Annotated in this window: 19 protein-coding genes and 1 pseudogene; 7 read left to right on the forward strand and 13 right to left on the reverse strand. The window is 45.2% G+C overall.

From position 1 onward, the window contains the following. Nucleotides 1-105 precede the first annotated feature (105 nt). Both MHH49_RS05865 and MHH49_RS05870 read right to left on the reverse strand, forming a co-directional pair. A complete protein-coding gene (locus tag MHH49_RS05865) occupies nucleotides 106-5,160 on the reverse strand; it encodes an endo-beta-N-acetylglucosaminidase (RefSeq protein WP_341137992.1) in 5,055 nt (1,684 codons plus the stop codon). A 561-nt stretch (nucleotides 5,161-5,721) separates the two neighbouring features. Beyond that, complete coding sequence (locus MHH49_RS05870; RefSeq protein ID WP_341137993.1) at nucleotides 5,722-10,068, reverse strand: S-layer homology domain-containing protein; 4,347 nt, start codon at nucleotides 10,066-10,068, stop codon at nucleotides 5,722-5,724. A gap of 168 nt (nucleotides 10,069-10,236) precedes the next feature. On the opposite strand from MHH49_RS05870, the gene MHH49_RS05875 reads away from it, so the two are divergent. Continuing rightward, nucleotides 10,237-10,362, forward strand: a complete 126-nt coding sequence (locus MHH49_RS05875) for a DUF4023 domain-containing protein (RefSeq protein WP_051491363.1) — start codon at nucleotides 10,237-10,239, stop codon at nucleotides 10,360-10,362. Between the two features lie 98 nt (nucleotides 10,363-10,460). On the opposite strand, the gene MHH49_RS05880 is transcribed toward MHH49_RS05875, so the two are convergent. Together MHH49_RS05880 and MHH49_RS05885 are read right to left on the reverse strand one after the other, a co-directional pair. Continuing rightward, the gene (locus MHH49_RS05880) at nucleotides 10,461-11,165 is read right to left on the reverse strand and encodes a hypothetical protein (protein WP_038568796.1); all 705 of its coding nucleotides are present in this window, start codon (nucleotides 11,163-11,165) and stop codon (nucleotides 10,461-10,463) included. 186 nt (nucleotides 11,166-11,351) lie between these two features. Beyond that, nucleotides 11,352-11,873 (reverse strand): GNAT family N-acetyltransferase, encoded by a 522-nt coding sequence (locus MHH49_RS05885; protein ID WP_036684918.1) that lies wholly within the window; start codon nucleotides 11,871-11,873, stop codon nucleotides 11,352-11,354. 169 nt (nucleotides 11,874-12,042) lie between these two features. On the opposite strand from MHH49_RS05885, the gene MHH49_RS05890 reads away from it, so the two are divergent. Continuing rightward, complete coding sequence (locus tag MHH49_RS05890; protein ID WP_341138776.1) at nucleotides 12,043-13,638, forward strand: acyl-CoA synthetase; 1,596 nt, start codon at nucleotides 12,043-12,045, stop codon at nucleotides 13,636-13,638. An 88-nt stretch (nucleotides 13,639-13,726) separates the two neighbouring features. On the opposite strand, the gene MHH49_RS05895 is transcribed toward MHH49_RS05890, so the two are convergent. Then, nucleotides 13,727-14,305 (reverse strand): SMI1/KNR4 family protein, encoded by a 579-nt coding sequence (locus MHH49_RS05895; RefSeq protein ID WP_076098672.1) that lies wholly within the window; start codon nucleotides 14,303-14,305, stop codon nucleotides 13,727-13,729. A gap of 11 nt (nucleotides 14,306-14,316) precedes the next feature. Next, complete coding sequence (locus MHH49_RS05900) at nucleotides 14,317-14,754, reverse strand: HEAT repeat domain-containing protein (RefSeq protein WP_036684913.1); 438 nt, start codon at nucleotides 14,752-14,754, stop codon at nucleotides 14,317-14,319. A 227-nt stretch (nucleotides 14,755-14,981) separates the two neighbouring features. Here MHH49_RS05900 and MHH49_RS05905 point away from each other — a divergent pair, with 227 nt between their 5' ends. From MHH49_RS05905 to MHH49_RS05920, 4 genes and pseudogenes are all read left to right on the forward strand, one after another. Then, nucleotides 14,982-15,482, forward strand: a complete 501-nt coding sequence (locus MHH49_RS05905) for a DUF4358 domain-containing protein (protein WP_036684911.1) — start codon at nucleotides 14,982-14,984, stop codon at nucleotides 15,480-15,482. A 6-nt stretch (nucleotides 15,483-15,488) separates the two neighbouring features. Beyond that, nucleotides 15,489-16,874, forward strand: coding sequence for an MBOAT family O-acyltransferase (locus MHH49_RS05910; RefSeq protein WP_036684909.1), 1,386 nt, complete (start codon nucleotides 15,489-15,491; stop codon nucleotides 16,872-16,874). Nucleotides 16,875-16,894: 20 nt separating this feature from the next. Further along, on the forward strand, nucleotides 16,895-17,176 hold the full coding sequence (locus tag MHH49_RS05915; protein WP_341137994.1) for a hypothetical protein: 282 nt from the start codon (nucleotides 16,895-16,897) through the stop codon (nucleotides 17,174-17,176). A 59-nt stretch (nucleotides 17,177-17,235) separates the two neighbouring features. Further along, nucleotides 17,236-18,033, forward strand: a pseudogene (locus MHH49_RS05920) (DHHW family protein); the annotation flags it as partial. 214 nt (nucleotides 18,034-18,247) lie between these two features. Here the strand turns inward: MHH49_RS05920 and MHH49_RS05925 are convergent. From MHH49_RS05925 to MHH49_RS05955, 7 genes are all read right to left on the reverse strand, one after another. Beyond that, complete coding sequence (locus tag MHH49_RS05925; RefSeq protein ID WP_341137995.1) at nucleotides 18,248-19,636, reverse strand: HAMP domain-containing sensor histidine kinase; 1,389 nt, start codon at nucleotides 19,634-19,636, stop codon at nucleotides 18,248-18,250. Continuing rightward, nucleotides 19,620-20,267, reverse strand: coding sequence for a response regulator transcription factor (locus tag MHH49_RS05930; RefSeq protein WP_036684906.1), 648 nt, complete (start codon nucleotides 20,265-20,267; stop codon nucleotides 19,620-19,622). Before MHH49_RS05930 ends, MHH49_RS05925 begins: the two co-directional genes overlap by 17 nt. A gap of 86 nt (nucleotides 20,268-20,353) precedes the next feature. Beyond that, a complete protein-coding gene (locus tag MHH49_RS05935) occupies nucleotides 20,354-21,625 on the reverse strand; it encodes a glycoside hydrolase family 5 protein (RefSeq protein WP_341137996.1) in 1,272 nt (423 codons plus the stop codon). Between the two features lie 136 nt (nucleotides 21,626-21,761). Next, the gene (locus MHH49_RS05940) at nucleotides 21,762-22,697 is read right to left on the reverse strand and encodes a catalase family peroxidase (RefSeq protein WP_341137997.1); all 936 of its coding nucleotides are present in this window, start codon (nucleotides 22,695-22,697) and stop codon (nucleotides 21,762-21,764) included. A gap of 63 nt (nucleotides 22,698-22,760) precedes the next feature. Continuing rightward, nucleotides 22,761-23,255, reverse strand: coding sequence for a hypothetical protein (locus MHH49_RS05945; protein ID WP_143758572.1), 495 nt, complete (start codon nucleotides 23,253-23,255; stop codon nucleotides 22,761-22,763). Further along, on the reverse strand, nucleotides 23,249-24,622 hold the full coding sequence (locus tag MHH49_RS05950; protein ID WP_341137998.1) for a Dyp-type peroxidase: 1,374 nt from the start codon (nucleotides 24,620-24,622) through the stop codon (nucleotides 23,249-23,251). The genes MHH49_RS05945 and MHH49_RS05950 overlap by 7 nt, the downstream gene beginning before the upstream one ends. Nucleotides 24,623-24,862: 240 nt before the next feature. Beyond that, complete coding sequence (locus tag MHH49_RS05955; RefSeq protein ID WP_076105351.1) at nucleotides 24,863-25,417, reverse strand: hypothetical protein; 555 nt, start codon at nucleotides 25,415-25,417, stop codon at nucleotides 24,863-24,865. 184 nt (nucleotides 25,418-25,601) lie between these two features. On the opposite strand from MHH49_RS05955, the gene MHH49_RS05960 reads away from it, so the two are divergent. Further along, nucleotides 25,602-26,045, forward strand: a complete 444-nt coding sequence (locus tag MHH49_RS05960) for a hypothetical protein (protein ID WP_036684901.1) — start codon at nucleotides 25,602-25,604, stop codon at nucleotides 26,043-26,045. Nucleotides 26,046-26,094 lie beyond the last annotated feature (49 nt).

The raw sequence follows: 26,094 nt of genomic DNA on the forward strand, positions 1-26,094 counted from the left end.
CTTCCTGCCTGTGGCTGGTAAAAGCTTGCAATCCTCCGCCAAGCAAAGACAGTCTGCCCATGGAGCAAAGGGCTCCTTGGGCAGACCGTGGTGAGGCTATATAATCTACCGGATGTAATTCAAGATGAACTGCGCAGCCTCGGCACGGGTCGCCAAGCCACCGGGAACAAACTTCCCGTCCGTGCGGCCATTCACCAGACCCAGTGATGAAGCAGCATTCACGCTGTCTGCCGCCCAGGCTGCTACCTCACCGGAATCGGTGAATGTTGCCGGGGCTGATGACTGAAGCGCTCCATGCTCCAGTACATAGGCACGCATTAGCATAGTGACAATCTCCTGGCGGCTGATGTTCGCACTCGGATCGAAGTGCTCAGATGTGCGTCCGCCTACAATACCTGCCCGGACCAGACGCGCCAGGTCCTGCTCATACCAGACACCAGAAGGCACATCACTAAATTTCAATTCCGCCTGATCTTGCAGTCCCAGCACGCCAGCCAGCAGCTTCACAAATTCCGCTCTTGTAATACTGCGGGCGGGTTCAAATCCATTTTCGGAAGTGCCTTGTACCAGATGTTTAGCCGCCAGCTGGCGGATAGTGTCCGCAGCCCAGTGAGTAGACGGTACATCAGCGAAGGATTTATTGTACTCCAGCACAGCCAGCCTGCCTGTTCCGCTAAACTCCCCTTGCAGGAAGCCATTCGCGTACACTCCGCCGAGATAGGTAAGCGAACCCCCTTCAGCAATAGCATATAAACCAAGCAAATTAGTATTATAATCCGTATTTGTTGCACTCCATTGTAAGGTTACTGGTTTGCTGAAGCTTGGAAGACGGCTAGATGTGCCATTCCCCGCGATGATGCTCAGATCAAACGTCATACCCGTACCCCGCAAGACCACCCCACGCTCTACTTTCAGTGTGCTCATGTTCAAAGTCTCCGGGCTGAGCTTCACCAGAATCTTGCCGCCTGAAGCTTGGGCTTCATTAAGCAGAGCCTTCAAATGCACCAGCAATTCCGGCGCAATACCAAGTGTGGTTCCCGAAGCGGACAATTCAAGTTGACGGATCCCTAGCAACTCACCTGCATTTACAGGCAGCTCGATAGCTGTAACGCCTGCCGGCACCTTTACCGTCACTTTGCCGTTCTCAGTAGGTGCACTGAGTGTACTTGCTGGAACCGTCAATGTTGCACTAGTCGGAATTGGAAGCGGCGTTGCTGTCGCTGCCGGAGTCGTTCCGCCAGTTCCCGTACCTGTCCCTGGAGCCGATGTCGGCTGCGGTGTAGATACAGGAGTATTGTGGACCTTGAAATTAATAATTCCGCTCTTTTGAACAGCCGTGTAAGGGTGGCCATTCAATATTTTGGTGTTGGTGACTACGGCCGTGTACTCGCCGCTGTCTGTTTCTTTTGCAGAAGGAATCGTATAATTACGCTCCACAGCACCTTCAATGGCCTGCCCGTCTTTCAACCATTGGTAGCTTAACTCGCCATAAACTGCAGAAGCTACTAGGGCAAAAGACACCTTATCACCTACAACTGCCGGATTCTTATCTACACTATTAGAGGTGATAATTGGCGCATCGGGTGCCGGATGTACTGTCACCGTAAGTTCATTACCGGTTCTTGTTGAAGGCTCCGTTCCCTCTTTTCCAGTCAGAACCACACGGAACTGCGTACCGCTGTCTGCTTCAGAAGCAGTAAATGCGTATACCGCCGAAGTCACGCTCTCCGCCACAGTCCATTCCTCTGCGGTTGCTGCCTTCGTCTCCCAGCGAACCGATTCCACATCCCCGCGGATCTGAACGAACAGCTTCACTTCTTCACCAGTAATGACATCAAGTGCAGAAGGAAGATCGGTTATGAAATCAGGCGCTTCCCATGGTGCTTCAGCCGGAGTTACGTTAAGTGTGTACTCTGCTTCACTGCTGTCACCAGATTCATTGGTAACGATGACCTTGTACTTATTGCCATTCATCCCGGTAGTCAAAGCAGGGATAGTATAGAAGGCGGACATTCCCAACGCATCTCCATAACCGCTGCCTGTGTCCGCATACCAGGCATAAGTCAGCTGCCCTGCGCCAGTGGCAACTGCCGTTAGTGTCGCGGACGTATTTTCACGGAAGGATCCTTCCCCTACGATCTGCACCTTTGGAGCTTGCAAGGCCCACTTCGCCTGTAAGTTCAGTTCACCGGTTATTAGATCTTCGGCAAAATTCCATCTTCGCGCACCTTCTCCTTCTCCAACGTACCAGCCTTCCAGGTCATAGCCCTCTCTGGCAATGCCCGTAGGCTCCAAGAGCAAAGTGCCATACACAGCCTCGGCCACAGTATTTGCTGGTTCACCCCCATTAGCATCAAAGAGAACGGGATAGCTGCCTTTCAGATAGACCGGTTTGGAGCGGTTGCCTGCATAATCCTCCATCACCACATGCACAACTTTTGCCGTCGAGGTAAAGCTTAAGCTCGCCTTAGTTGTCCGTCCACGGATAATCATCGGCTTATTGCCAGAGCTATACGTTGTGGCAAAAGATTTCGGATTCCCATCTTCATACACATACATATACCGCCAGTCTCTGGTATTCGGCATCGGCAGATTCAGCTTGCCGTCCGTCCAGGACCATTCTTCCGCGTAAGGTTCCGCGACCGTGTCGATGAACCGGCCGCTGACCGAGACTGGATCGGTGTTGCCTGCGGTAACGGTGACAATGTAATCATCGCCGTTTACCGGCATCCCCGTGAACAGCGCAGTGCTTGCACCTGCCGGGACAACCACTTGCTGTGACACCGGTTCGGATGTCGTAATCCAATTCAAGGACTGCACTCGAACGGTAATGTCACCGGAAGCTTGAGCGGAGTTCGTCCAGTTCACATTCAACTCTCCGTCCGCACTTGAATCCACCTTCACTCCGGAAACCGCCGCATCCAGATCAAAAGCCAGCGTTGCCGCTTCACCCTCCACTCCATCCGCACCCACTGCAACCACTTTAAGGGTTCCGGATTTCACCGGGAGATGCTTCAGATAGAACACCTCATCGTATTTGCCGCCCATAAATACATCATTCACGTACACATTATATTGCTTGATCTTAGTGTAATCGGGATCTAGCTTCCACTTCACAACCATTTCACCTGTATCTGTAAAAGCTTCCGCAACTGTTAATTCCGCAGGAGCTGCGGGCTTTACGGCAGACCCGTCATAAACGCGCAGCTGTCCGACGTTCATCTGGTAGGTGGACGCTGTTCCTTGCCCGGGATCGAAGACCAGTCCAAGGGCTACAATATTATGACCCGCGTATGCACTCAGGTCCAACTCCTTTGTCACCCAACCTTCCGAGTGCTGACCACTGTTTGGAATAGCGACCTCTACTACGGTATTCGGATCATCAGCCAGGATGAGTCCTACCGCCATCGCCGAAGCATCCGTGGCAGATGGCTTATTGAAGCTGATCGACAGCTTGGAGTTGCCATTGACCTCCAGCTCTGTTTTGTACAGACGCAAGAAGTTCTTCGCATTCAGATTGCCGTTCACCACCAGTGAACTGCCACCGTTATACGCACCGATCTGCTCATAGTTGTAACGGTTTGTACCCGCAAGGTTGTACTCCGGTCCATAATCAAAATCTACAGTAAGCTTATTGCCAGCAGTATCCTGCCACCACTGCCAAGTCACCGGGATATCCTGCAGGCTCATATTAGACCACTCATCCGGGTTCGATATTTCACCGTTCACAGAATAGGACAAGCCCTGTCCAGTGTTAAAATTGGTATAAAAGTTCTTGTCCTTAATTACCGAACGCTCCGCAATGACGGAGGAGATTCCCGGCCAGTAACGGTTGTCGGCATAAACATCGGAAACGGTATTGGTTGCAGATTTGACCGTATTCTTAGGGTCCACGTTCGGGCCTGACCACCATAGCTGCTCACGCAGTTTTGTCATCCATTGGTAGTCATTTTCGGATCTGTGCGAGACCGGGTAGGACAAGTTCATATCCTCATCCAGACCGGCATGAACAAAGTCCGCACCGAGTGTAGCCAAGCTGAGCCGTGGCAAGCCATTGCTGTCCAGCTTGTTCATCAACGCTGTTCCGTTAACGGACTTGAACCGGTCGCGGCCTGCTTCCAGCCCTGCAAAACCAACGTCAAACAAGTTGTAGCTTGTTCCCAGACTGGCATTCAGATTGCTTAAGTAATTAGCCGCGTTGGTAATCTGTGTATTGCCAGCCCCGTAGTCGAAGAAAAACGAATTGGAGACGGGTTCCTTGGTGCTTTTATCCACTAAAAAGGAGATATTGGTATCATTAATCGTCCGGGCGAACGTATTAGCACCGGTATTGGTGTTCAGAGAGTCATACCACTGTACATATAGGCCGCCCTCTTGCAGCACCTTCATAAAACCGATGTAATCGGGGATATCCTGGGTCGCGACATTCGGATTCATCTCTTCCTGATTTACAAAATAACCGTCAAACCCGAAATATCCGGCCATCTCGATCAGTTTATCCGCCACCGGAAAATTACCATTCTCGTCTTTAACTATCATTTGTTTGTACGTCTGCTGTCCACGGTCATTATTGGAAAAAAAGATTCCCGCCAATGACAGCACGCCGTTCTTATGCGCTGCATCGGTGTAGGTAGGGTTCGGGATATTCAGCATGCCGAATTCGAACCATTTTTGCTGCCAGTCCTTCTGGGCCAATTCATCATAATATTCCGGCGGGGTGTACGCAGTTGCTGTACCGTGCCAATAGGAGTAGTAATCAATATATTGCCAAAAGTTAAAATGATACTGCGCAAACTTGTTCGTATACGGCGCGTTCTCAATAAAAGCATTCCCGTAGTCGCCAGCAACGTTGATCATCTGTGTGTCTGCGCTAAGCGCTGGGTTAGCTTGGGTTGCAGCAAATGGGGCATTCCGCTTCTGCAGCGGCACCCGCGATCTCAACAGCTCTGCATCCGGATCAGTTGCCGGACTCCAGTTCGCAATATGGCTGCTCGTATATCCATGTACATTAGGCTGATTGGCACCCGGCGCACTGTCTCCTGTAAAAGGCCACGTATCGCCGGCGTAAGCCGTTAGGGGAAGTCCTGAAACTAGCAAAGCTGCCGCCAGAACAGCTGATGTCAGCTTACGACGCGCCTTTTTACCGGTGTGAAGGTTCATTTTCCACTCTCCTCGTCCTGTAGTTGTTTCGGTTACTCTCATCCATGAAGCGTAATGTGTGCTCAGTATATCGCCGAACAGCAAGTAGATTACTTCTGTTATCCCGTCCCTCTGCCGCTCCTACCCTCTTCTGCCTGCACATTCTGTATCCAACCACATATGTGCAAGCGCATTCATATTTGTCGGCAACCCCCCTGTCTTACTTTGATTAGTCCACCCTAATCTAACCCAGATCTTTCCTTACAAATAGCCGCAAAATTAAAGATATGCTGGATAAATTAAAGATTATCGCGCCAGCAGGGATCGATATCCTGGCAATGAGTGGGTTGTTAAACATATGTTGGTTGAAAATATAAAGAGGATAAAGGAGCGTGGCCTCTTTTGCCTCTTATCTCCGCCACTCCGCCGTATTCGCTCAAATCAGAGGCACTTTTGCCCCTCTTTCACGCCACTCCGCCGTATCGCCGCCCTCCCTCAGACTACCCAGCTACGAAAAAAAGATTGTCTCTCCGTCATCAACGATGACCTTGAGGCAATCTTTTTTCAAACCATCCGATTTAGTTACTTTCCTTGCTTCTCAAGCAAGTTCAGAATGATTGTTACTGCTTCGGCCCGGGACGCTACCTGGTTAGGTGCGAAACGGTTTTGTCCTATGCCATTCACAATGCCCGCGTCTGCTGCTGCCGCAATATATGGTACTGCCCATGCGGGTACATCCTTAGCATCATTGAAGGTTAAGGTCGCTTTTGGATCTACTGTAATGCCCAGAGCCCTAACAACCATAACTGCTAATTCAGTGCGAGTAAGCTCCTGCGTAGGACGGAAGGTACCATCGTCATAGCCGCTGATAATTTGCAAAGCTACTGCCTGAGCTACAAAGGACTTAGCCCATGCCGGAATCTTCGCTGAATCCTTAAAGCTTGAAGTGTTACCACTGTCCGGCAATTGAAGGGCACGAGCCAGCATAGTGATAAATTCAACCCGATTTACTTTCTGATTAGGGCGGAAAGTATTATCCGGATAACCGCTAACGAAGCCCCCTGCTACTGCTTTCTCAATAGCCGCTGCTGCCCAATGGCTGCCAGTATCCGTCAATGATGGTTTGACTACTGGCGTTGCAGATGGTGTAGGCACCGTTGTTGGTGCTGGTGTAGCTGTTGGTGCTACTGTTGGTGTTGGTGTTGCTGTCGGTTTTGTTGTTGCCACTGGACCTGTTGATGATCCTGTTGTTGGTGCTGCTGTTGGTGCTGTCGTTGGCGCTGTTGTCGGTTCCGTCGTTGGCGCTGTTGTCGGTTCCGTTGTCGGCGTTGTTGTCGGTTCTGGTGTTGGGCTTACTTCAGGATCTGCTTCCTTAATAATACCAAACTCTTCCAGAACGTATGGTTTAGCATCATTAATATTCTGATCGATCTCATAAGATACAGCTGTTAATTTGCCAGCATCTACAGTAATACCTACAAAGGTCTGAACTTGACCGCGTTTTGGACGCGTAACATCACTTGGGTCAGGTCCGTATTTAGCTGCTGTATTCTCATTTGCTACTTCGAAGAGATTATAATACGCATCTCCCAATTCTGGTTTCATGTTCTTGTAGTAAACCTTCGCTCCCGCTGTAGCTGGGATCAGATAGATCGTTCCATCTGGATTTACTGTGTACTCTACAGTTTGACCATTGAAGCTTTCCTTGATCTTCACTGTGTCTGCCGCAGTTCCATCAGCTTTAATTGGCTTGGTCCGGGCATAAATATGGTCGTGGCCTTGAAGAACCAAGTCAATGCCCAGTTCAGCCATCATTGGAGCAACCTTCGCTCTTTCTCCATTTGTACCCATAATGTCTTTGTCAGTAGCATGGTTAGAGGTTGTGTATGGACCTTTATGCATAGCTACGATAATCCACTTCGCACCAGCAGCCTTCGCTGCTTTTACGTCAGCCTTCATCCAATCCAACTGCGCTTGGCTGAAGTTAGCAAATTCATCTGAATTCTCATTTGTATTTAGGACTACAAAGTGAGCATTGCTGTAGTCATAGGAATAATATGCTCCAGTTTCTGTTGCAGAGCCCGGTGCTTCCTTAATATTGTAGTGCTCATAGAAGGCATTTGCCTTATCCTCATGATTCCCCGCAACAGGCACGATGGTCGTGTTAAGCAGGGTATCCTGCGAATGACCAAGCAACCAATTCCATTGTGATTCATTAGTTCCGGTATCTACGATATCTCCGTTAATCGCCACAAACTCAGCATTCGGGAACGTCGTAAGTGCTTTTGCCATCGTTTCACCGGAAAGAATCGCTTCATCTTCGGTCTTAGCCTGTGTATCAGCCAAATCGATGAAAGTAAATGCTCCTGTCTTAGCGGCAGTTTCAAAAGTTCCCACTGCACTCCACAGGCCTAGTGCTTTATCACCTACACGGAAGTAGTATTTTGTATCAGCTTTCAGGCCAGAAGCTTCCGCTTTATGAACTAATTCATCCTTTGAATTTCTGGAAACCGCCGAACGTCCTGTAAACTCAGCAGCCTTAGCAAAGTCTGGAGTAACGCCCGTATTTTCTACAACCTGCAGATCGTTTCCAGTAGACTTCAACGCTGTGTACCAAGTGAATCCTTTTGCACTCACTGGATCGCCATTAAAGGTAACTGTAACTTTTTTAATCGAATCCGTTGAAGCGATAGCAGCTTCTGAATTTGTTCTTTCACTTACAGCTTTGATAACAAATTGATAGGTTTGGTTTGAATTAGTATTTTCTACAGTGTAAGTATAAGAAGTTTTACCTTCTTCATTAGGAACACTGGCCGTCCAATTTGCGGATACCAGATCATTTTGCTCATAAATACGATATCCAGACACTGGTGCACCGGAAGCAGGCGCATCCCAAGTCAACGTTATTTTACCACCATCTGCTGCAGTAGCCTTTGCATTTTGCACAGGTTTAACTGCTACTTCCGATTTATGAATGCTGTAGTTATCATACAAGTCTGTAGAACCACCAGTTGTTGTGGTGTAGGCTTCGTAAGATAGCTCATCATTCGTTACCGTCATCCCCGTGAACATTTCCTTGCCAGGCTGTCCGTATTTAGCTGCAAAAGGGAATGTTCCTGAAGCTACGTTGTATTTCTTATTGCCCGCTGCATTTGTAATCAGGTATAAAGTACCCTTAGGATCAGTTACTACTCCGTTTGAGTCCGGAACAATATCCGTCAATGGTTTGTTGTTGTACATCTGATAGCTTCTAGCAAAGGTGTGGTCATGCCCGCCAATTACCATGTCGATACCAAGCTCATCAAACACCTTCGTTAATTGCGCTCTGTAAAAGAGTACATCTGTATCATTGGTGTGATTGGCAACGGAATAAGGAGATTTATGCAGAAGCACAACCTTCCATTTCTGATTGCTTTTTGCCGCTTCGCTACGAAGCCACTCCACTTGTTTATTGTAAATTTCGTTATTCTCAAGATTCGAGCTTGCACCATAATATTCTGTATTAATTACCATAAAGTGCGCTGAACCGTAGTCAAAAGAATATACAGAACCATCAGGCTTCGCACCTGTATTCGATACATTCGGCAAGTTAAAATGAGAGCTATAATTGCTATAATTTTTGCTTTCATGGTTGCCTACCAAAGGCACCAACGGAATATTCGCTAAAATATCCTTAGGCTTATTGAAAAACCATCCCCATTGCTCCTCAATATCACCGTTATCCACCAAATCACCAGAATTCAGAATAAACTCACTTTCCGGGAATTTAGTCAATCCTTCTTGAAGGGTATGATTCCAGATATCAAAATCTTCTTCAGTTGTCCCTTGGGAATCCGTTGTATATAGGAATTTAAAAGCTTGGTTGCTGGAACGTTCTGTCTTAAAAGTTCCTACGTCGCTCCAATTATCAGCTTGTCCATCTCCAGCACGGTAAGCATATTCCGTGCCCGGCTGCAGATGATCCGCTATTACCTTATGGCTGGTTAGCACAAGTGGTTTTTTAGCTGATTTATCCGCTTTTGTCATATACACACTAGTTGTAACGGATGTTCCTTCATACAATTGAGCTCCTGCCGCTGGAAACTGGCCATTCTCCAATTTAGAAGCTTCTACCACTTCCAGTTTGGTGCCAGTCACACTTTCAGGTGCATACCAGTTAAATCCCATACTAGTCTGCGGGTTGCCATTAAAAGTAATTGCGATAGAATCTGGCTTCCCAACTCCAGGTTCTACTGTCTCCACTACAGGATAAGCAATCAGGCTCATATCCCAATAAAGGTCAGAGCTAGTGTCGCCTGTCTGGTGAACTTCAGCTGAAAGCTCATTACTTCCATCCTTCAGATTGGCTTTTACGATTTCCGTTAGGTCAACCTTTGTATACTCATTTGGATCACTGCCATTAGTTGTACTAAGTGTCTGATAGTCGATTTCACCAGCTGGCATAGCCTCGCGGTAGATTTCTGCACCATTCAGATACAGTACAACTCCGTCATCAAATGCAAAATTACCTAATACTTTATCCGATTCCGTAATTTCTTCCTTATTCACAGTTACATTTGTACGGAAATAGGAAGTACGATATTTCTTCTTTTTATCCGAGCCGTAGCTTATATTTGTATTCAGAGCACCAAATTGCTTGCTGCTGACTCCGGCCCCAGAATCTTTATAACCAAGCGGCGCTTGGCCTGATGCCCATGTAGAATCATCGTAAACAGACCGCCATACCGAACCTTGATCCGTTCCGTTATCTAGATATTTCCATGTAGAATTGCCCGCCAGTAGTGTAATTGGCTCTAGCGTTTGTAATTGCAGTAATCCAGCATCCTCATTGCTGTCTTCTGCAAAAGCTGGCATTCCTGTAAATGTAAGTCCCAGTACCATAACGAAGGCTAGTGTCATGGATACTGCTTGTTTAAATAACCTGTTCATAATCAGTCTCCCTTACTGTTATTATGAAATGCTTGCATCCATTCATAGTAACTACTAAATATTTTCACAATGTACGGATTAATCCACTAGTTTGTAAAAACGGCTTGTGTATTTAATCAGGCATAAGTGGTTACAGTAACGGCAAGGTTATGATCAAGGAGGACAAACATGGATGATACTCAAGCTTTTGTAGACAAAGTACACGACACCCAGAAGAAAGCAGAAAAGAACAAACAGAATCACGGTAAAGGAACACCAAGCCAAAAGCTGCCTAATAAACAGCACAGTAAATAGAACACGCGGACACGAAAACAAAAAAAGCAGCAAGCCCTCCCGGATCGGAGTGACTTGCTGCTTTACTTTTTGTAAATTGAGCTTTGCTTTTAAAGGAGTTATTTACTCCATTTCACCACATTCACGGCTACCTTCTCTAATTGCGCCTTGCTCAAAGCCTTGTCTGGAGAACTAATCGTCACAAAACGATCATCCAGTTTATAGGTCAAAAACAATGAATCGCTGGTAGGGCTGTACCACTTAGCTTCTGTACCATTGGAGAGCTTTACGGTATCGCCTTTGTAATCATAGGAGTAGTCACGTGGAGAAACGTTCACCCTCATATGGTTGAACAAAAAGTACACTCCATCTTCAGAGCTAGCTGCCTTTTGATAAGCGTCTCCACTCACCATTTGTGCTGGTGCATAAACCGTTTTAAACCCATCGAAATTTGCAAAAGCTTTAGAAATTTGTTCTTTTTGAGCGTTGCTGTACTGTACTGGTGTTAATGTATCTTTATCCGGCACCACAGTTCCAGTACCCAGAATGACCTGATTCGCTGCCGCATCAAAAGTCACTGGCACCTTCAACACATCAGCCAAGGCACGTACAGGAAGATAGGTTGTATTGTTATAAGTAATCGGAGCTAATGTGTTACCTTTATTATCAACAGGCGTATAAGCTGCACCATTCACTTTAAATCCAATGCTGTGATTAAGATATGCGGTGATTTTTTGCAGCTTAGTTCCCGCGTACACACCAGCTGAACCTGTGATTGCCATCCCAAATACCATCGTTGCTATAATGAACTTTTTACTTTTCATATGTTATGCCTCCTTAGAAGATCAATCTCGGTTTTTACTTTAGCTCAAGTTTTAAAAGAATATGTCTCTAAGTTGTATTTAACTTGTACCCAATTTGTAAAGAAACTATTCATCTGGAGCTCTGGTTTGTATAAAAAAAACAGCAACCCGCTTATCCCATAAGGATTTAACGGATTGCTGAGAGCTTTAACCTTGATACGGAGTTGTAACCTTATACACTTCTGAATATAAAATTTCTCTATAAAGTTGGAATTCTTCTTCATCAACAGGGTTAGGGTAAGTCATAATTAAGAGTGGTAAGTCTTCATTTCCTTCACGCAAAGGAGGCTGCACATAATCGTAAGGATTCAAATGAAAGCCCAGCCGCTCATAAAAGCCAATTCTCCGCTGCTCCATTTCACCCAGTGGCCGCTCAACTTCCAAAAGAACAGGCTTGTTAGATAGACTGATGTATTCAGTCATCAGCTTTTTGCCAATTCCTCCGCCTCTAATGCTTGGGTCGACTGCTATATGTTCTACAAAACGAAAGCCGGGAAACTCCCAGCAGGCCATAAAAGCAACAATTTTACCCTCAGAGTTCATCTCGGTAATGAGACGATAATCTGGAACGTCCAATAACTCCTGTTGTCCCTCAAAGGTTCTGATCTCAGAAGTAGGAAATGAGGCTTCCATAATAGCGAATATTTCATCAAAAGTTGTGTGATTCATAACATAAGTTCTCACTTTCTGGATTTGTGGTCTATTATAAGTATACCTTACACATATTATCTTAACCCGAAATTCATTAAGAACTCAAGGTACTAGTACCTGGTACTAGGATAACGTGATATACTAAATAGAACAGTTATACACATCTTGTTTGATATAGGAGAGGTTCATATTGGATAATCAGCAATGGATCGCACCTGAGTTCTACAATCTCACTTCGGAAATGGAAAGCCATGCTCCTGAGAAGATTGCGCTTAAGTGGTTAAATGAGCAAGGAGATTATGAGGAAATTACTTACGGTGAATTACGCAAACAAGCTAACCGGCTGGCCGGAGGACTTGCGAAGCTTGGGCTGCAACAAGGGGATCGTGTTCTTGTTATGGTTCCACGCCGCATCATCGCTTATGTCATCTATTTAGCTTGTCTGAAACAAGGACTTGCCATCATTCCATCCTCAGAAATGCTGCGTGCCAAAGATTTATCCTACCGCCTGCGCCATTCTGAAGCCAGAGCGGTTATTGCTTGGTCCGAAGTAACCGGGGAAGTTAATAAAATCTCAGAGGATCTTCCTGCTCTCGATTACCGTCTTTCCGTATCTGGCAGCTCAGACGAACTCGGTGAAGGCTGGCTGGATCTAGAAAGTCTGATGGTTGGACAACCAGATACCTTCACAGCAGTCGCAAGCCGCCGGGATGATATGGCTATTCTCGCCTACACCTCAGGTACTACCGGCAACCCTAAAGCGGTCGTTCATAGTCATGGCTGGGGTTATGCTCACTTGCGGATCACCTCACCTCAATGGCATGATATTCAAGGATCTGACACCGTCTGGGCAACAGCAGCTCCCGGCTGGCAAAAGTGGATATGGAGTCCCTTCTTAACCGTTCTTGGCAACGGAGCTACAGGTTTTGTATACAGTGGATCCTTTCATCCCAAAAAATATTTGCAGCTATTGCAGGATCACAAAATTCAAGTATTATGCTGCACCCCAACGGAATATCGTCTAATGGCTAAAACAGAAGACTTAGGTCGTTACGACTTGTCTACCCTGCGTTGTGCAGTATCTGCGGGAGAGCCATTAAATCAAGAGGTCATTAACACCTTTCAGCGTGAATTCGATATCACAATCCGTGATGGGTACGGCCAGACGGAAAGCACCCTAATTATCGGAACACTCAAAGATACTCCAATACGCATTGGTTCTATGGGTAAATCAATCGCACCCGGCTTAGTCGAGGTTGTGGACGAAGACGGCAAGCCACTACCTGCTGGAGTGGTTGGTGATATTGCCGTACATTTGAGTATGCCAGCCCTGTTCCACACTTATTACAAAGATCCCGGTAGAAAAGAAAGCTCCACACACGGCGAATTCTTCATAACCGGCGACCGGGCAAAAAAAGATGAAGATGGTTATTTCTGGTTCGAGGGCCGTGGGGATGACATTATCATTAGCTCAGGTTACACTATCGGTCCTTTCGAGGTAGAAGAAGCATTGATGAAGCATGCCTCCGTTAAGGAATGTGCGGTCGTAGCCAGTCCAGACGAGATCCGTGGGCACATTGTTAAAGCATTTATCGTGCTCAAGGATGAGATTGTTGGTTCACCAGAGCTTGTAAAAGAGCTGCAATCCCATGTTAAAGAGTGGACAGCCCCTTATAAATATCCGCGCAAAATCGAGTTTATTCAGGATCTTCCGAAGACGACCTCCGGTAAAATACGGCGAGTAGAGCTTCGTGAGCAAGAGAACCAAGCTGCGCAGGAATAAACATAGCTATAAAGATTACCTTATTAAAAAACAAAGAGCAGCTGGTCCATAAATGGACTGCTGCTCTTATTTATTTGGCATCAGGTCGTTACTCGGACCAATATTTCGCATCCGGGTTCAGCGCCGCGCCAACTTCGCCTTCTAATACTAAATCGCAATCGAGGTAGCCCTCTTCATCCAGGAAATAAACCTCCTGCTTGTAGAACTCGCATAAGGTCTCCAAGAATTTATCGGGCGAATCATACATCACGATTAAATCGCCGAAATCATGGAGCAGGTCACATACCTGTTCCACACCATCGGCAGACTTATAATAACAAATGAAATCACTGCCATAGTTCGTTAAGATAGGCAAGATAACTCCATCAGGATGTTGACCTTTTTCCTCCAATATCCCAGCTAATACCTTCATCTCCTCTTCATATTCATCCATATGAATCAGGCGGTACCCTGGAATAAATTCGATAAGGCTTGGTTCCTCTTCCTCACTGCTTGTCCCTGAGACAGTGCTATAAATAGCTTTCAGCAGTTCAGGAGTCTCCGGCAAAACTGCCGTAATCTTTGCTTCGTTACCGCCCTTGCCCAAGCTGGCAATATAATCAGGGCGTAATTCTGCGGACAGCTTAAGGTATTCTTGAAATTGTTCTGTCAATTTATTGGTGTGCATATTGTCATCCTTTACTTATTCGCAGAAGTCCACATCTTCATCAGCCACGTATCGAAGTCAGCGCCTTTTTCACCTTCATAAGCGTCGTACACGTCAACTCTCATCTTCTTCAGCTTCTCTTTGAAGTCCTCGTAAGAATGATCTCTTGGCAGGCTCTTTTTAATTCTCAGCAGGATCTTGGATACGCCTTTAACTAGTTCAGGCTTGTTCTTCGATGGCACCTTAACGTCTTCACCAAAAGCCTTCAGCTTAAGGTAAGCAGCTTCTTGAACTGTATATACAGGATCGCTCTCCATTAAACGCGTCAGGATATCGATAATTTGTTTGTGGTTGGTCTGTCCCAGCTCTTCAACTGCTTCTAGACGTGCTCTCCAATCCGCAGAGCGGTTGGCAGCTTTCTTTAATTCCTCATAATTCTCCGGTAGTTCATTGTTCAGTTCTTCGATCATTCCGTTCAATCCCCTTCTATTAAAAACTATCTATCTTACAGTAACAGTATAACCAACCATTGCGCAAGCTAAGAGAGGAAGATCTTTGCATGAATTCATGTGAATATCATATTTCCGCAAAAATATGGGTAAAGTATCCGAAGTAAGTATCCAGCGCAACATTCTATCGACTATATACGTTAGTAACTAGAGAAATTCAGACAATACATCAAGGAGAGTGACCTAAGTTGAAAAAGCATACCTTCATGCTAGCGTTAACCATTGTACTAAGTGTGGTGCTTGGCGCCTGTTCCAGCAACAACAGTAACAATGGAGCTGCCATTGAAACGAATCTAACTGCAAAAGAAATGGTCGATCAAATGCTGAGCAAAGTAGAGCAGCCATCATTAATGGAGCTTGATGCGGCTACAGTCGAACAGCTATATCATCTCAACCCAGAATTGCTTGAAGATTATAGCATTAGAATGCCTATGATGAATGTGAAAACTAACGAAATTGCCGTTCTGAAAGTTAAAGATGTAAAAGATATGACCACTGTTGAGGATGCCATCAAAGCGCGTGCAACAGATGTTCAAAAACAATTCGAAACCTATCTGCCTGATCAATACGAAAATGCTAAAAACTATAAACTTATTAAAAAGGGTAACTATTTCCTGTTCGTTATTGCTGATCCTGCGGATCAAGATAAACTCGTAGCAGACTTCGATACTTACTTCACAGAAAAATAAATAACAATGGTATTCAGCAGCCTACTTTTCCTATTCCTATTCCTGCCGGCTGTCCTAGCGCTCTACTATGTTTCGCCCTGGCGAATCAAAAACCTCATATTGTTTTTAAGCAGCCTGGTTTTTTATGCTTGGGGCGAACCTGTCTACATTGTAATCATGTTGCTGTCCACCATTACAGATTACAGCTTTGGTCTACTGCTCAGCAGACCAAAGCTGACTGCGGTGCAGCGCAAGTGGATTGTGGTTAGTTCCGTCATTATTAATCTAGGCTTATTGTCGTATTTTAAATACGCAGATTTTCTCATCCAAAATATAAATGGACTCCTCGGTACACATATTCCTTTAACGGATTTACCTTTACCTATTGGGATTTCATTTTATACTTTTCAATCCATGTCCTATATTATTGACGTCTATAGAGGAACTTCGAAAGCACAACGCAATTGGATTGATTTCGGTACATTCGTAGCGCTGTTTCCACAGTTAGTAGCAGGTCCGATTGTTCAATATAACACCATTGCCGGGCAACTACGTGAACGTTCGGTCGATATCCCCATGTTCGCAGAAGGTGTACGGAGATTCATAATCGGATTAGCCAAAAAAGTACTGCTCGCCAACAACATCGGTCTGCTCTGGCACACCATATCCAGCTCCAACCTAGATTCCCTGCCTGCTTTAACCGCTTGGCTTGGGATTATTGCGTTTGCTTTTCAGATCTATTTTGACTTCAGCGGGTATTCGGATATGGCTATTGGTCTCGGTCTCATGTTCGGCTTCCGCTTTAACGAGAACTTCAACAAACCTTATATCTCTCAGAGTATTACTGACTTCTGGCGGAGATGGCATATTTCCCTTAGCAGTTGGTTTCGTGACTATGTCTACATCCCGCTTGGAGGCAACCGCCGGGGGTTAGGCGTTCAAGTGCGCAACATCCTCATCGTATGGCTGCTCACGGGTATCTGGCACGGGGCAAGCTGGAATTTTCTGCTCTGGGGATTATACTTCGGGGTCATTCTTATCTTTGAAAAATGGTGGGGATTAAAGCTATTAAGCCACCTCCCCCGTTGGACAAGACATTTATATGCTGTAGTACTTATACTCATCGGATGGGTCTTATTCGCTTTTGAAGAACTTCCTCTGGTCATTGGCTACTTACAAGCGATGCTTGGCTTTAATGGACAGCCGTTATGGAATAATACCACTTTATACTTCACTTACACGAACGCGATTCTACTCGTGGTGTTAACCTTTGCCTCTACACCTGTGAAGCTCTCCAAGCGGATGGATTCTAGATCGGTTCCTGCTCTTGTTTGGTATGGCGTGTTATTTTTCCTATCTGTAGCCTACTTAGTAGATGCAACCTTTAATCCATTTTTATATTTCCGATTCTAACCATTAGGGGGTGATTGTTTATGAAGCTGAAGACGGATCGAATCCTGGTTGGGGGATTTGCTGCAACGTTATTTCTGGTCGCTATCCTTTTTTTCTTACTGCCTGTTCAGCGTTTCTCTGAGCTTGAGAACCGGTATTTGCAAAAGGCACCCCATCTGACATGGGACAATTTATTATCCCACACCTATGCGGAAGAGGCCGAAAGCTTTGTAACCGATCATTTTCCATTTCGAGCCAAATGGGTATGGGTGAAATCGGCGGTGGAACAGATGAGGCTGCAGCAAGAGAATAACGGAATCTAAAGGGAAAAGACGGCTATCTTTTCGAAAAATTTGCAGCACCTGATTACACTAAAGTTCAGCAATATGCAGCAGCTGTGAAACGCTTTGCCGATAACAATCCTGATGCAAACACCACTTTCTTACTCGCACCTACATCGGTTGGCTTGTACAAGGAACGTCTACCCTGGTTAGCTCCTGTCTACTCGCAAGCTGAGGTGAATCAAACAATAGCTAAGGATGTAGGAGATAGCCTTACTTTTATAAATGGATTTGATGTTCTTAGCCCACATGCCGCAGAACCCATTTACTATCGGACCGACCATCACTGGACAACCTACGGTGCCTACTTAGCTTATGTAGCCTATGCTCAAAGCATGGGCTGGCAGCCTCTGTCCCGGAGCGAATACCAGATTCAGACTGTGAGTAATTCATTTCTCGGAAGCTATCATACCCGGGGGCAATTTATCGGGGTCACACCTGACTCCATTCAAATGTACAAACCTAATCATGAGGTATCCACCCAAATGTACATTCAAGATACCGGTGAGACTTTAACAAGTATGTATGACCCAAGTTATCTGGCGACAAAAGATAAGTACTCTTATTTCTTAGGGGGCGTACATGCGCTCATGAATATCACCAGCCAGCTTGATCCAACAACAGTCAAACAGGAAAAGCTGCTTGTCATCAAAGACTCCTATGCACATAGCGTTATTCCTTTCCTGACTCAGCATGTGCCTGAAATCCATGTGATCGACATCCGTTATTATAATGGAAACATCAGTGACTATATGACTCAAAATGACATCAAGGATGTCTTGCTGCTTTTTAATACAGCTACTTTTATTGATAATGCGGCGCTTTTGAAGCTTAATTAATGATATTGCGATGGATGCGGTGAAAAGACCTTTAATATGGTGATGGGCGTAACTGCGGGAATGTTGGACTTTCGGTCGCTGTTGTCTCCAGATGTTTTTGATTTTACCGCTATCAGCGGATAACATCCGGAGACAGCTTATGCTTCCGATGCGAGCTTTCCTTCGGAAAGCTTTCAGGCGAACGCTAACGCTCCTACAGTTCCAAAATTCCCTCCTAAACTTCAAACCAAATACTAAAACTAATATACGAGTCCTCTAATCTGGACTCGTATTTCAGATCGTTTTTAGCAAGTATCTCCGCGACGATGGACAGGCCAAGTCCAGTACCGGAGATTTCTTTATTTCGAGACTCTTCAATTACATAGAATGGGTCCCAGATATACGCTAAATGCTCCGTTTTTAGGCGAGTGGTTTTATTGGAGATCGTAAATTTTAATGTACGCGTAGTGTCACTCCGTAGTTTTATTTCAAAAAAATCCTCTTCACCATATTTAATGGCATTACTAATTAAGTTGTTGAATACTATCTCGATTTGGCTGATATCTTCTTCAACGATAGAGGATTCAAACGAATGAAAGTCGCTCATTAAGGTTATGTTTTTATTTTTTAACGTAATATTATATTGTGAGATCACTTTTAGCAGAAGCTCTTTAAGATCAAAAGGCTCTTTATGCACTTCTGACTTCTGGATCTTGGACAATTTAATTAAATAATCCACCATATCCGACGTATACTTCACTTGCTCCAAAATGATATCCGTATACGTGCCATCATCCAGACCGTCCTGAATGCCAATCGTATATGCTTGGATTAAGGATAATGGTGTTTTCACTTCATGCGAAATGCTTGAGATAAGGGTATTTAAACTTTGATTTTTCTCCTCCAATTTGGCATGGGTGCTCTTTAGACGCTGACTCATCTGGTTAATGCTTTTCGAGAGCTCTTCGATCTCATCCCCCGTTTGAATCGTCACTTGTTTAAAATCGAGATTGGATATATCCTTTGCGACATCCTGCAATTGTTCTAACGGTGTAATGATCTTTTTTGAAAAGTAAGCCACTAACAACAAACTGATAATAATCCCCAGTAGAATGGAGTAAAAGCTGAATTGATTTACGAGGGTCAGGGCATCTGTATTGTGCACAACCACAGTTCCGATGAGGATTAGACTGTTATCCTGCTCATATATTTTCGTTAACAGACTCGATTTCAATTTACCCTGATTAAATAAAAGATTAACCGTGTTGCCTTGTTTTACTTTTTGTAATACCTCATCTGTGATCCAAAATTTATTAAGTGCCACCTTATCTTTAAACAACGCAAATTGAATATTTTCGTTAATTTCTGCTGTACTTCCACTGTTTTCAACCCTAACAATCGTTACGTTATTATTGTTCTCGATCCTGCTTTCATTTTCCATGAGTTGATCCAAACGGAGATCCTTTACTTCGTCATAAATGGTGTTGATCTTGGTTTTCATTTTGTATAGGTAATAATCTGCTGAGAAATAGTTGTGCAAGAAATAAGACGTACCAAAAACAATCAGCAAAATAATGCTCACCATGATCAATAACTTCGTACTTATTTTATGAATTTTTATCATGGAAGCTGTACCCCATTCCCCTATGCGTGATCACGTGGTCGGCCCCAATCTTATCGCGCAGCCTCTTAATATGCGTATCTACCGTTCTTTCTTCGCCCAGATAATCCATTCCCCAAACCGCAGACAATAAGGCATCTCTGGATAAAATACGCCCTTTATGCTCGTACAGGAAGGTTAGCAATTCAAATTCTTTTTTATATAACGCCAGTTCGGCCCCATTCTTGTACACTTTCTTCCGCTCAAAATCGATTTCTAAATCCCTAATCGCAGCCACTTTTTCAGTGCCTAGCATTTTTTTAATTCTAAGCATCAAAATCCGTGGGTCGAATGGTTTTCTTATATATTCATCTGCCCCTATATCCAAGGCACTGAATTCATCATCATGGGAAGACCTTGCGGTCAGCATTACAACTTTAGCCAAACTAACCTTCTTGATTTCATTACAGACCTCAAGACCGCTTCGCTTAGGCATCATCCAATCCAGCACCACAAGATCGATCCTATTCGAAAAAAAGAGCTCAAGCGCCTCCTCACCATCCGCAGCTGTCCAAACGTTATAGCCTTCTTTTTCAAAATAAGTCTTCAATATAGTGGTCATATGTTTCTCATCATCCGCAATTAAGATATTCAAAGTTTAGATTCTCCTTGCTGTAGTTATCAGAAGAAAAAGGCGAAATCCTTTACAGGTTTCACCTTTTCATATATTTTCATGCTACGCTATTGCAACTTCTCTAGTCCCTTCGTCAGTACGTTCCATATCGGGTTATCGACTGTCTTTCGATCAGGCTGTTCACCCTTCTCTATCGCTTCCCAATACTCCCAGGTTGGAGGCTCAATGCCAAGTTCATAATCCATGCCATCCCAAGTATCCTCCCGGAACGCATAAAACGCCCAGTGCCAGCCGTAATCATCAAAAATCGAGATTAAATCAGCCAAGTATTGATCTGCACCTTTTACAAGCCGGTTCGTGCCAAATTCTTCAGCGACAATACGATTAGCAGGGATGTTATTCTTTTCTGCCCACTGTGCGATAGGTTCTAGAAAATCCTTTAAAGCTTTCTTATTAAATGCTTTTTCCGTCTTCTCCTCACCTACTTTAACCGTTCCAGGATATTCATAGGTTAAGCCTTTTTTCTTATTTTGGCTGGTGAGTTCGTAGGGCTCATACATATGAAAAGCATATAATACATTCGCATCATCGATGGGTTTCAAATATTTAAAGGCCCATGGTGTAGCATACAGACCAGAATTGACGATAATAGGGGTTTCGGTATCTACGGTTCGAATCGCTGTCACAATAGTCTCATATAAAATATTCAAATCCGCCGGAGTATTCTCCATTGAGCTATACCACTCGTTGTAATCCTCTGTCCAGAAATCATTAAATCCAGTAGCTTGTTCAGGATGTGGCTCATTAATAAGATTATAGCCGACCACTGCAGGATGATCTTTTAATCTTTCCGCAAGATCCTTCCAAAACGTTGCCGCTTGTTCATGATAACTGAAATCCTTCCAGATTCGATCATCATTTGTATAATCATTAAACTGCCGCCACCGATCGCCGGGCAGACTAAGGACTGTCAGCACTACTTTTGAACCCCGCGCCTCGGCTGCATCCAAGTCTGCCTTTAACGCTGTGAAATCGTCCTCAACAAGCCCCTCGTATTTATCTGCATTCCCTATTAAAAAGTCTTTGTCTGGATTGGCATCCGGTTGATCGTTAAACAGGAAATCACTATCTTTTGCCCATTTATCTGGCGCAAGTCGAATGAACTCTATATTATTTTCTTTCGCCGCATCATAATTTTCGGGTATAGATTTGGAATTCATGAAATTTGTTCCTTTACGCTGTTGATCCCAGAAAACGATCTTCTCATTGACCTCTTTCTTTACCTCCTTATCCGGTTCAAGATTTGCTTGCGGTGTTGCCGCACTGCATCCTACAACTGCCAACAAAATCAATACGATAAATCCTTTAAACTTCTTCATTCTCTCACCTCGTAACCTATCGTAGCCAATCTCTGTTACAAGAGTGTCACAAGACATACCTAAAAAGACTGCCCTAAGGATGTCGGCAGACATTCTAGGACAGCCCGATCATATTCATAGAATATAAAATAAATGCTTACTGACTAGTACTTCGACGGGAATGTGACTCCGCATAGGCATCATGACGGAAGTTCAGAATAGGATCTTCTGAGCATTCAATGCCGGCAGGTACAACTGTCGGATCAAAGACGTACTCTTGAGCCTTCTCGTCTGCCACGCCGGTGATCGACAAATGGCCGACGACAATCCGTTCCCGGTCTTCAGGCCAAGCAGACGTCGGGTCATCCGTAGGATCTCCCTCCTGTCCGAGGATTACTGTCAATTGAAACGCCACAGGACCTTTGGACAGTCTCTCGATTAGTTCATCCTCCAAATAATCGGGAGATCGATTCTCCACCTCTTCCTTGGCCAGAAAGTGCAGACCCGCTTCCGGTTCCCACTCATATTTAATAGCCCGCCGCTCGCCAGCAGCATTGGTGAAGTAATAGGCATGAATGGAATGATAACGGTTGGTTGCAAAACTGAGTGGCGGTTGCAGCATTTTCACGGCTTGAAGCCCAGCCCGGCTTTCCGAATACTTCTCCATGACCGCTTTAAATTTGTCTGCAATGGTCGCTCCCTCAAACGAATTTTCTTTAATTGTACGTAAGATATTAATAAAGGATTGCGGTGTTTTGGCAAAAAAGATCGGCAATGTAATTGTCACCAAACTTGTCACGCCCCCATCAGGCAATACAAACTGAACCGCCATTCCTTTTGCAGGCGAAAAAACATCAGGGATGGACGGATTAGTCGAGCTATTGGAGAAGCGTACGAGAGCTTGCACCTCATGATTTTGCAAATGTGCCGCTGTTGTCAAAGGACCCGCTTGGCCGTTAGGGGTGAACACCGCCTGGTAGACAACACCTTTGGCGTGCGCGCGTCGATAACCCGGATATTTGCCTGCTACCTCCTCAATGGAGTTTACTGCTTCTTCTGCGAGTTCAGACGACACTGATTTATTATTGTTCATTTTCGTTCACCTCTTTGTAATTTATCAGGAAGGAAAAGGGGACAAGGCCCCCTTTCTAGTTTTTTAGCTTTGTGATGCGTCAAGTAGGTCGTTCCAGGCCTTCGTAATTCGCTGTCCGCGCCAAATATCTCTGACCGTGGCATCGGGATAAGCACTGTACCAGCCAGATGCAGTGATCTGATGGTTGGCGATGAAATCTTTCGCTTCCGAAGATTCAATTCCCGGAAAATCCTTCACTTCATTAAACATGTTATTCAACAACTCTGGAATTTCAGTTCCAAAATCATCAATATAACTATCCCAGTCGCCATCATAAGCCGTCGCGAACAACAGCCGCGTGTCGTTATCAAAGATTACGAAGCGCATGTCGTGAACGGTCGCGATCTTCGCCATCGTTTCGGCTTGTCTCGATGCGCTTTTTTTCAGCTTCTCACGGAGACGATCCGCCCCACCATCTTTAAGCGGCGCAATGATGGTAAGCTCAGATATTTCACCTTCCCGCAGGCCGGCACGTCCAGCGCTTGTAATCTGATTAGTCTGATCTTGTCCTTCTAACATGTTAATTCCTCCTTAGATATATGTTGATCCAACTCTGCCATCCACCGTAATGCAGTCATGCTGGGAACAAAGAAATACTCCCCGCCTTTGGTGATTGAAAAACTTGGAATTTCTTTCATCCGGTGGCGAATAGGTTTGTCCGGAATGGTAAACATCCCTTCCCCCTCATTCTTACCGGTAATAGGGTCTTTCTCGGTTGACATACCCGCGAAATTGCCTCCATTTAACCAATCGGTCTTGATAAACTCGAATTGGCGGGACAATGAGCTGCATATACCTGCAAAAATAAGGCCTCTATCCTGACCATCATCCTCCATTACACCTTTTGGCAGTATAGGGCCATACATCGTTGACCGCCGGAGCAACCGGTGGATGTTCACATTAACAACCGAATCCTGCAAGCTGTCACGGGGAAATGCACGACGGATATGCGAGCTTACCGGACATTTCAACCCTTTATGATCATCCCCGTACGTAAATGCGTTCCGTCGGCTGACATCTTCGCCCAGTGCCGGGTCATCTGCTTCAGGAGCCAGACTTAAAGGGGCTCCGCTCGGCCATCTTCCTACCATTTTAGCGGCCAAAAGTTCTTCCTCTTCCCGATTATCCGCATGCTCCCGCAAATAACGACGGAAAGCCGCGACCCTCATATGCAATTTGCGGAAACTGAGGTAACTTCCATTGTGGCCAAGTTCTGCCGGCTGTGGTCCCTGTGTTATGGTGCCAGATTCATTTAAATGCCCGAACAGGAATTCACCGGCTTTAATCTCCGCTTCCTGCCCCACCGCATTGAGTACATGGTTTCCTTCGATTCTCGGATTGCTGATTCCATCCATGAAGCCCAGATGAGTACGTCCGTCAGGATTCATTCCGACATCCAGCTGGTAAACGACGGATACACCATTCAGTTCACAGTGGATTCGTCGGGCTGCTTCTTCTGCTTGAAGCAGCGCTTCTTTGGTGGGCGCGAACAGAGCAAGCGCCACATCGACTTTGTCAGTACCCAGCGGGTCTTCCCAGTGCTCCGGGCTGCTTTCGTTTACATCCCCTAGCTTAGCTGCCCGGGCAGCCATACCCTCCCGGAACTCCAGGTCGAAGCTGTTGAGCGACTCCTGAGGAATCCCCAGCTTCTGGAGTCCTTGATAAGTAAAACCAACGTTGACCCAAGCACCTTCGTGAGGATTACTCCACTGTCCGGCCGACGTCACTTCGTCGAGAAGCCGCTTCAGCATCACTTTCCCGTCCTGTTGATGATCGATGGACAGCAATATATAGGTCCCAACGTAAGGGGTAGGGCGTTCTTGTAAGACGATTCCTTGAATGTCATCATAATTCAGTTCTTCCGTTTCTGTACCTATGACGTTCACTCCTCCCTCGTCTTAAAGTTGTCTTCATAATATTAAAAACGGGTATTCTCTCATCCATCTCTCGATCTAATTAAACTTAGCTCTAAATGGTTAATCAGGTTAACAGTCCTCCCCAACTAGACAATAACGGTGCATTGTCTAAAAAATAGACACATCGTTAGATTTGTCTAAAATCGAGACAAAAAAAGAGATATTCCAAAACCGGACCGGCTCTAGAACATCTCTTATCTTCGACTAACCTCACAAATCATATTCATAGTTATCAAACTTGCCATCTGATGCGAAGACATATTCGCAGATGTTCTCACCCCATCTAGCTATAACACTAAAGACGCGACCCGAAGTGGGAATATCACTGGTGGATGCTGGAGGGTTCACAAATTCATATTTCCCTTCCACGAGTGTTACAGGAACTTCTACAATTGGAAGCTGCGATTCATCAAAGCTCTCAGTTAGATAGGCCATCTTTACTGTGACTTCACTCGGTGCGTAATCTCCAAAGTCGACCTGCATTTTCTCCCCTGGTTTCAAGCGACGCAGACCCGTTAGAAGCGTAGGTTCACTATGCCAAGCCGTATAGTAAAAGGAGGCCCGATCATAGTCCGCTCCATTCCAGCTCGTCTTTAGAATGACATAGTTCTCTATAGCATCTGTACTATTCTCATGTGTAATGATAAGGGGCGACGGTTCAGCAGGACTTTTGAAAGAGCTCTCGGATTTACTCATTATTCCTCCGCGTTCCCCAAGCACCACCGCACCAATGATAACCACTGCCAACAGCATTAATGAAATCAATAATATCCTTTTAGACTTATTCCTATGTTTGATAATAGCTCCCGCCTTTCCTTAAACTTCTAACCCTTCTTTCATTTAACACTTGATCATCAAGCCATGCAAGTAGGTAGCTGATGAATTACATAGCAAATCCAAGAGTTAACTCTCCTTCTATCATATTCTATTTCTAGGAGGTGAATATAATATGACCATTCAGTTTGTAGATTTAAGACTATCCAACCAAGCTGCTTCGGATGCTACACCAGCAGTTATTCCACTAGCAGCGACCCCCCTTGTTTTTGGGGATATTGGTATTCAGACCGCAGGCGTGTCGGCTGAGAATCAAGGCAATGTCCGCGTACTTTTGACCGGATTTCTAAAAGTAGAAAACAATCCTCTTTTCAATACCAATACCGTTAATGTTCGCAGAAACGGAACGATCATTTTCACCACGACATTTGGGGTTGCGATCAGCAGAGAAAATGAAGCTTTCGGTTTTACAGCAGTAGATATCCCACCACCAGCGGCTGTCGCAACAGGTCAAATTCAGTATACAGCGGAGATCTTCACAAATGCAGCTGCAACAGATCCCTTTAATAATGTCCAAGCCAGAAACTTTAGTGGTGTTGCAGCTGCGGGCAACTCCTAACATGAACAGGTAGTGGGTGGGAAGCGGATTGCCCCTTTAAAAACAGAAG

The organism is Paenibacillus sp. FSL F4-0122, from assembly GCF_038002845.1.
In the GTDB taxonomy this organism is placed as follows: Bacteria; Bacillota; Bacilli; order Paenibacillales; family Paenibacillaceae; genus Paenibacillus_AQ; species Paenibacillus_AQ odorifer.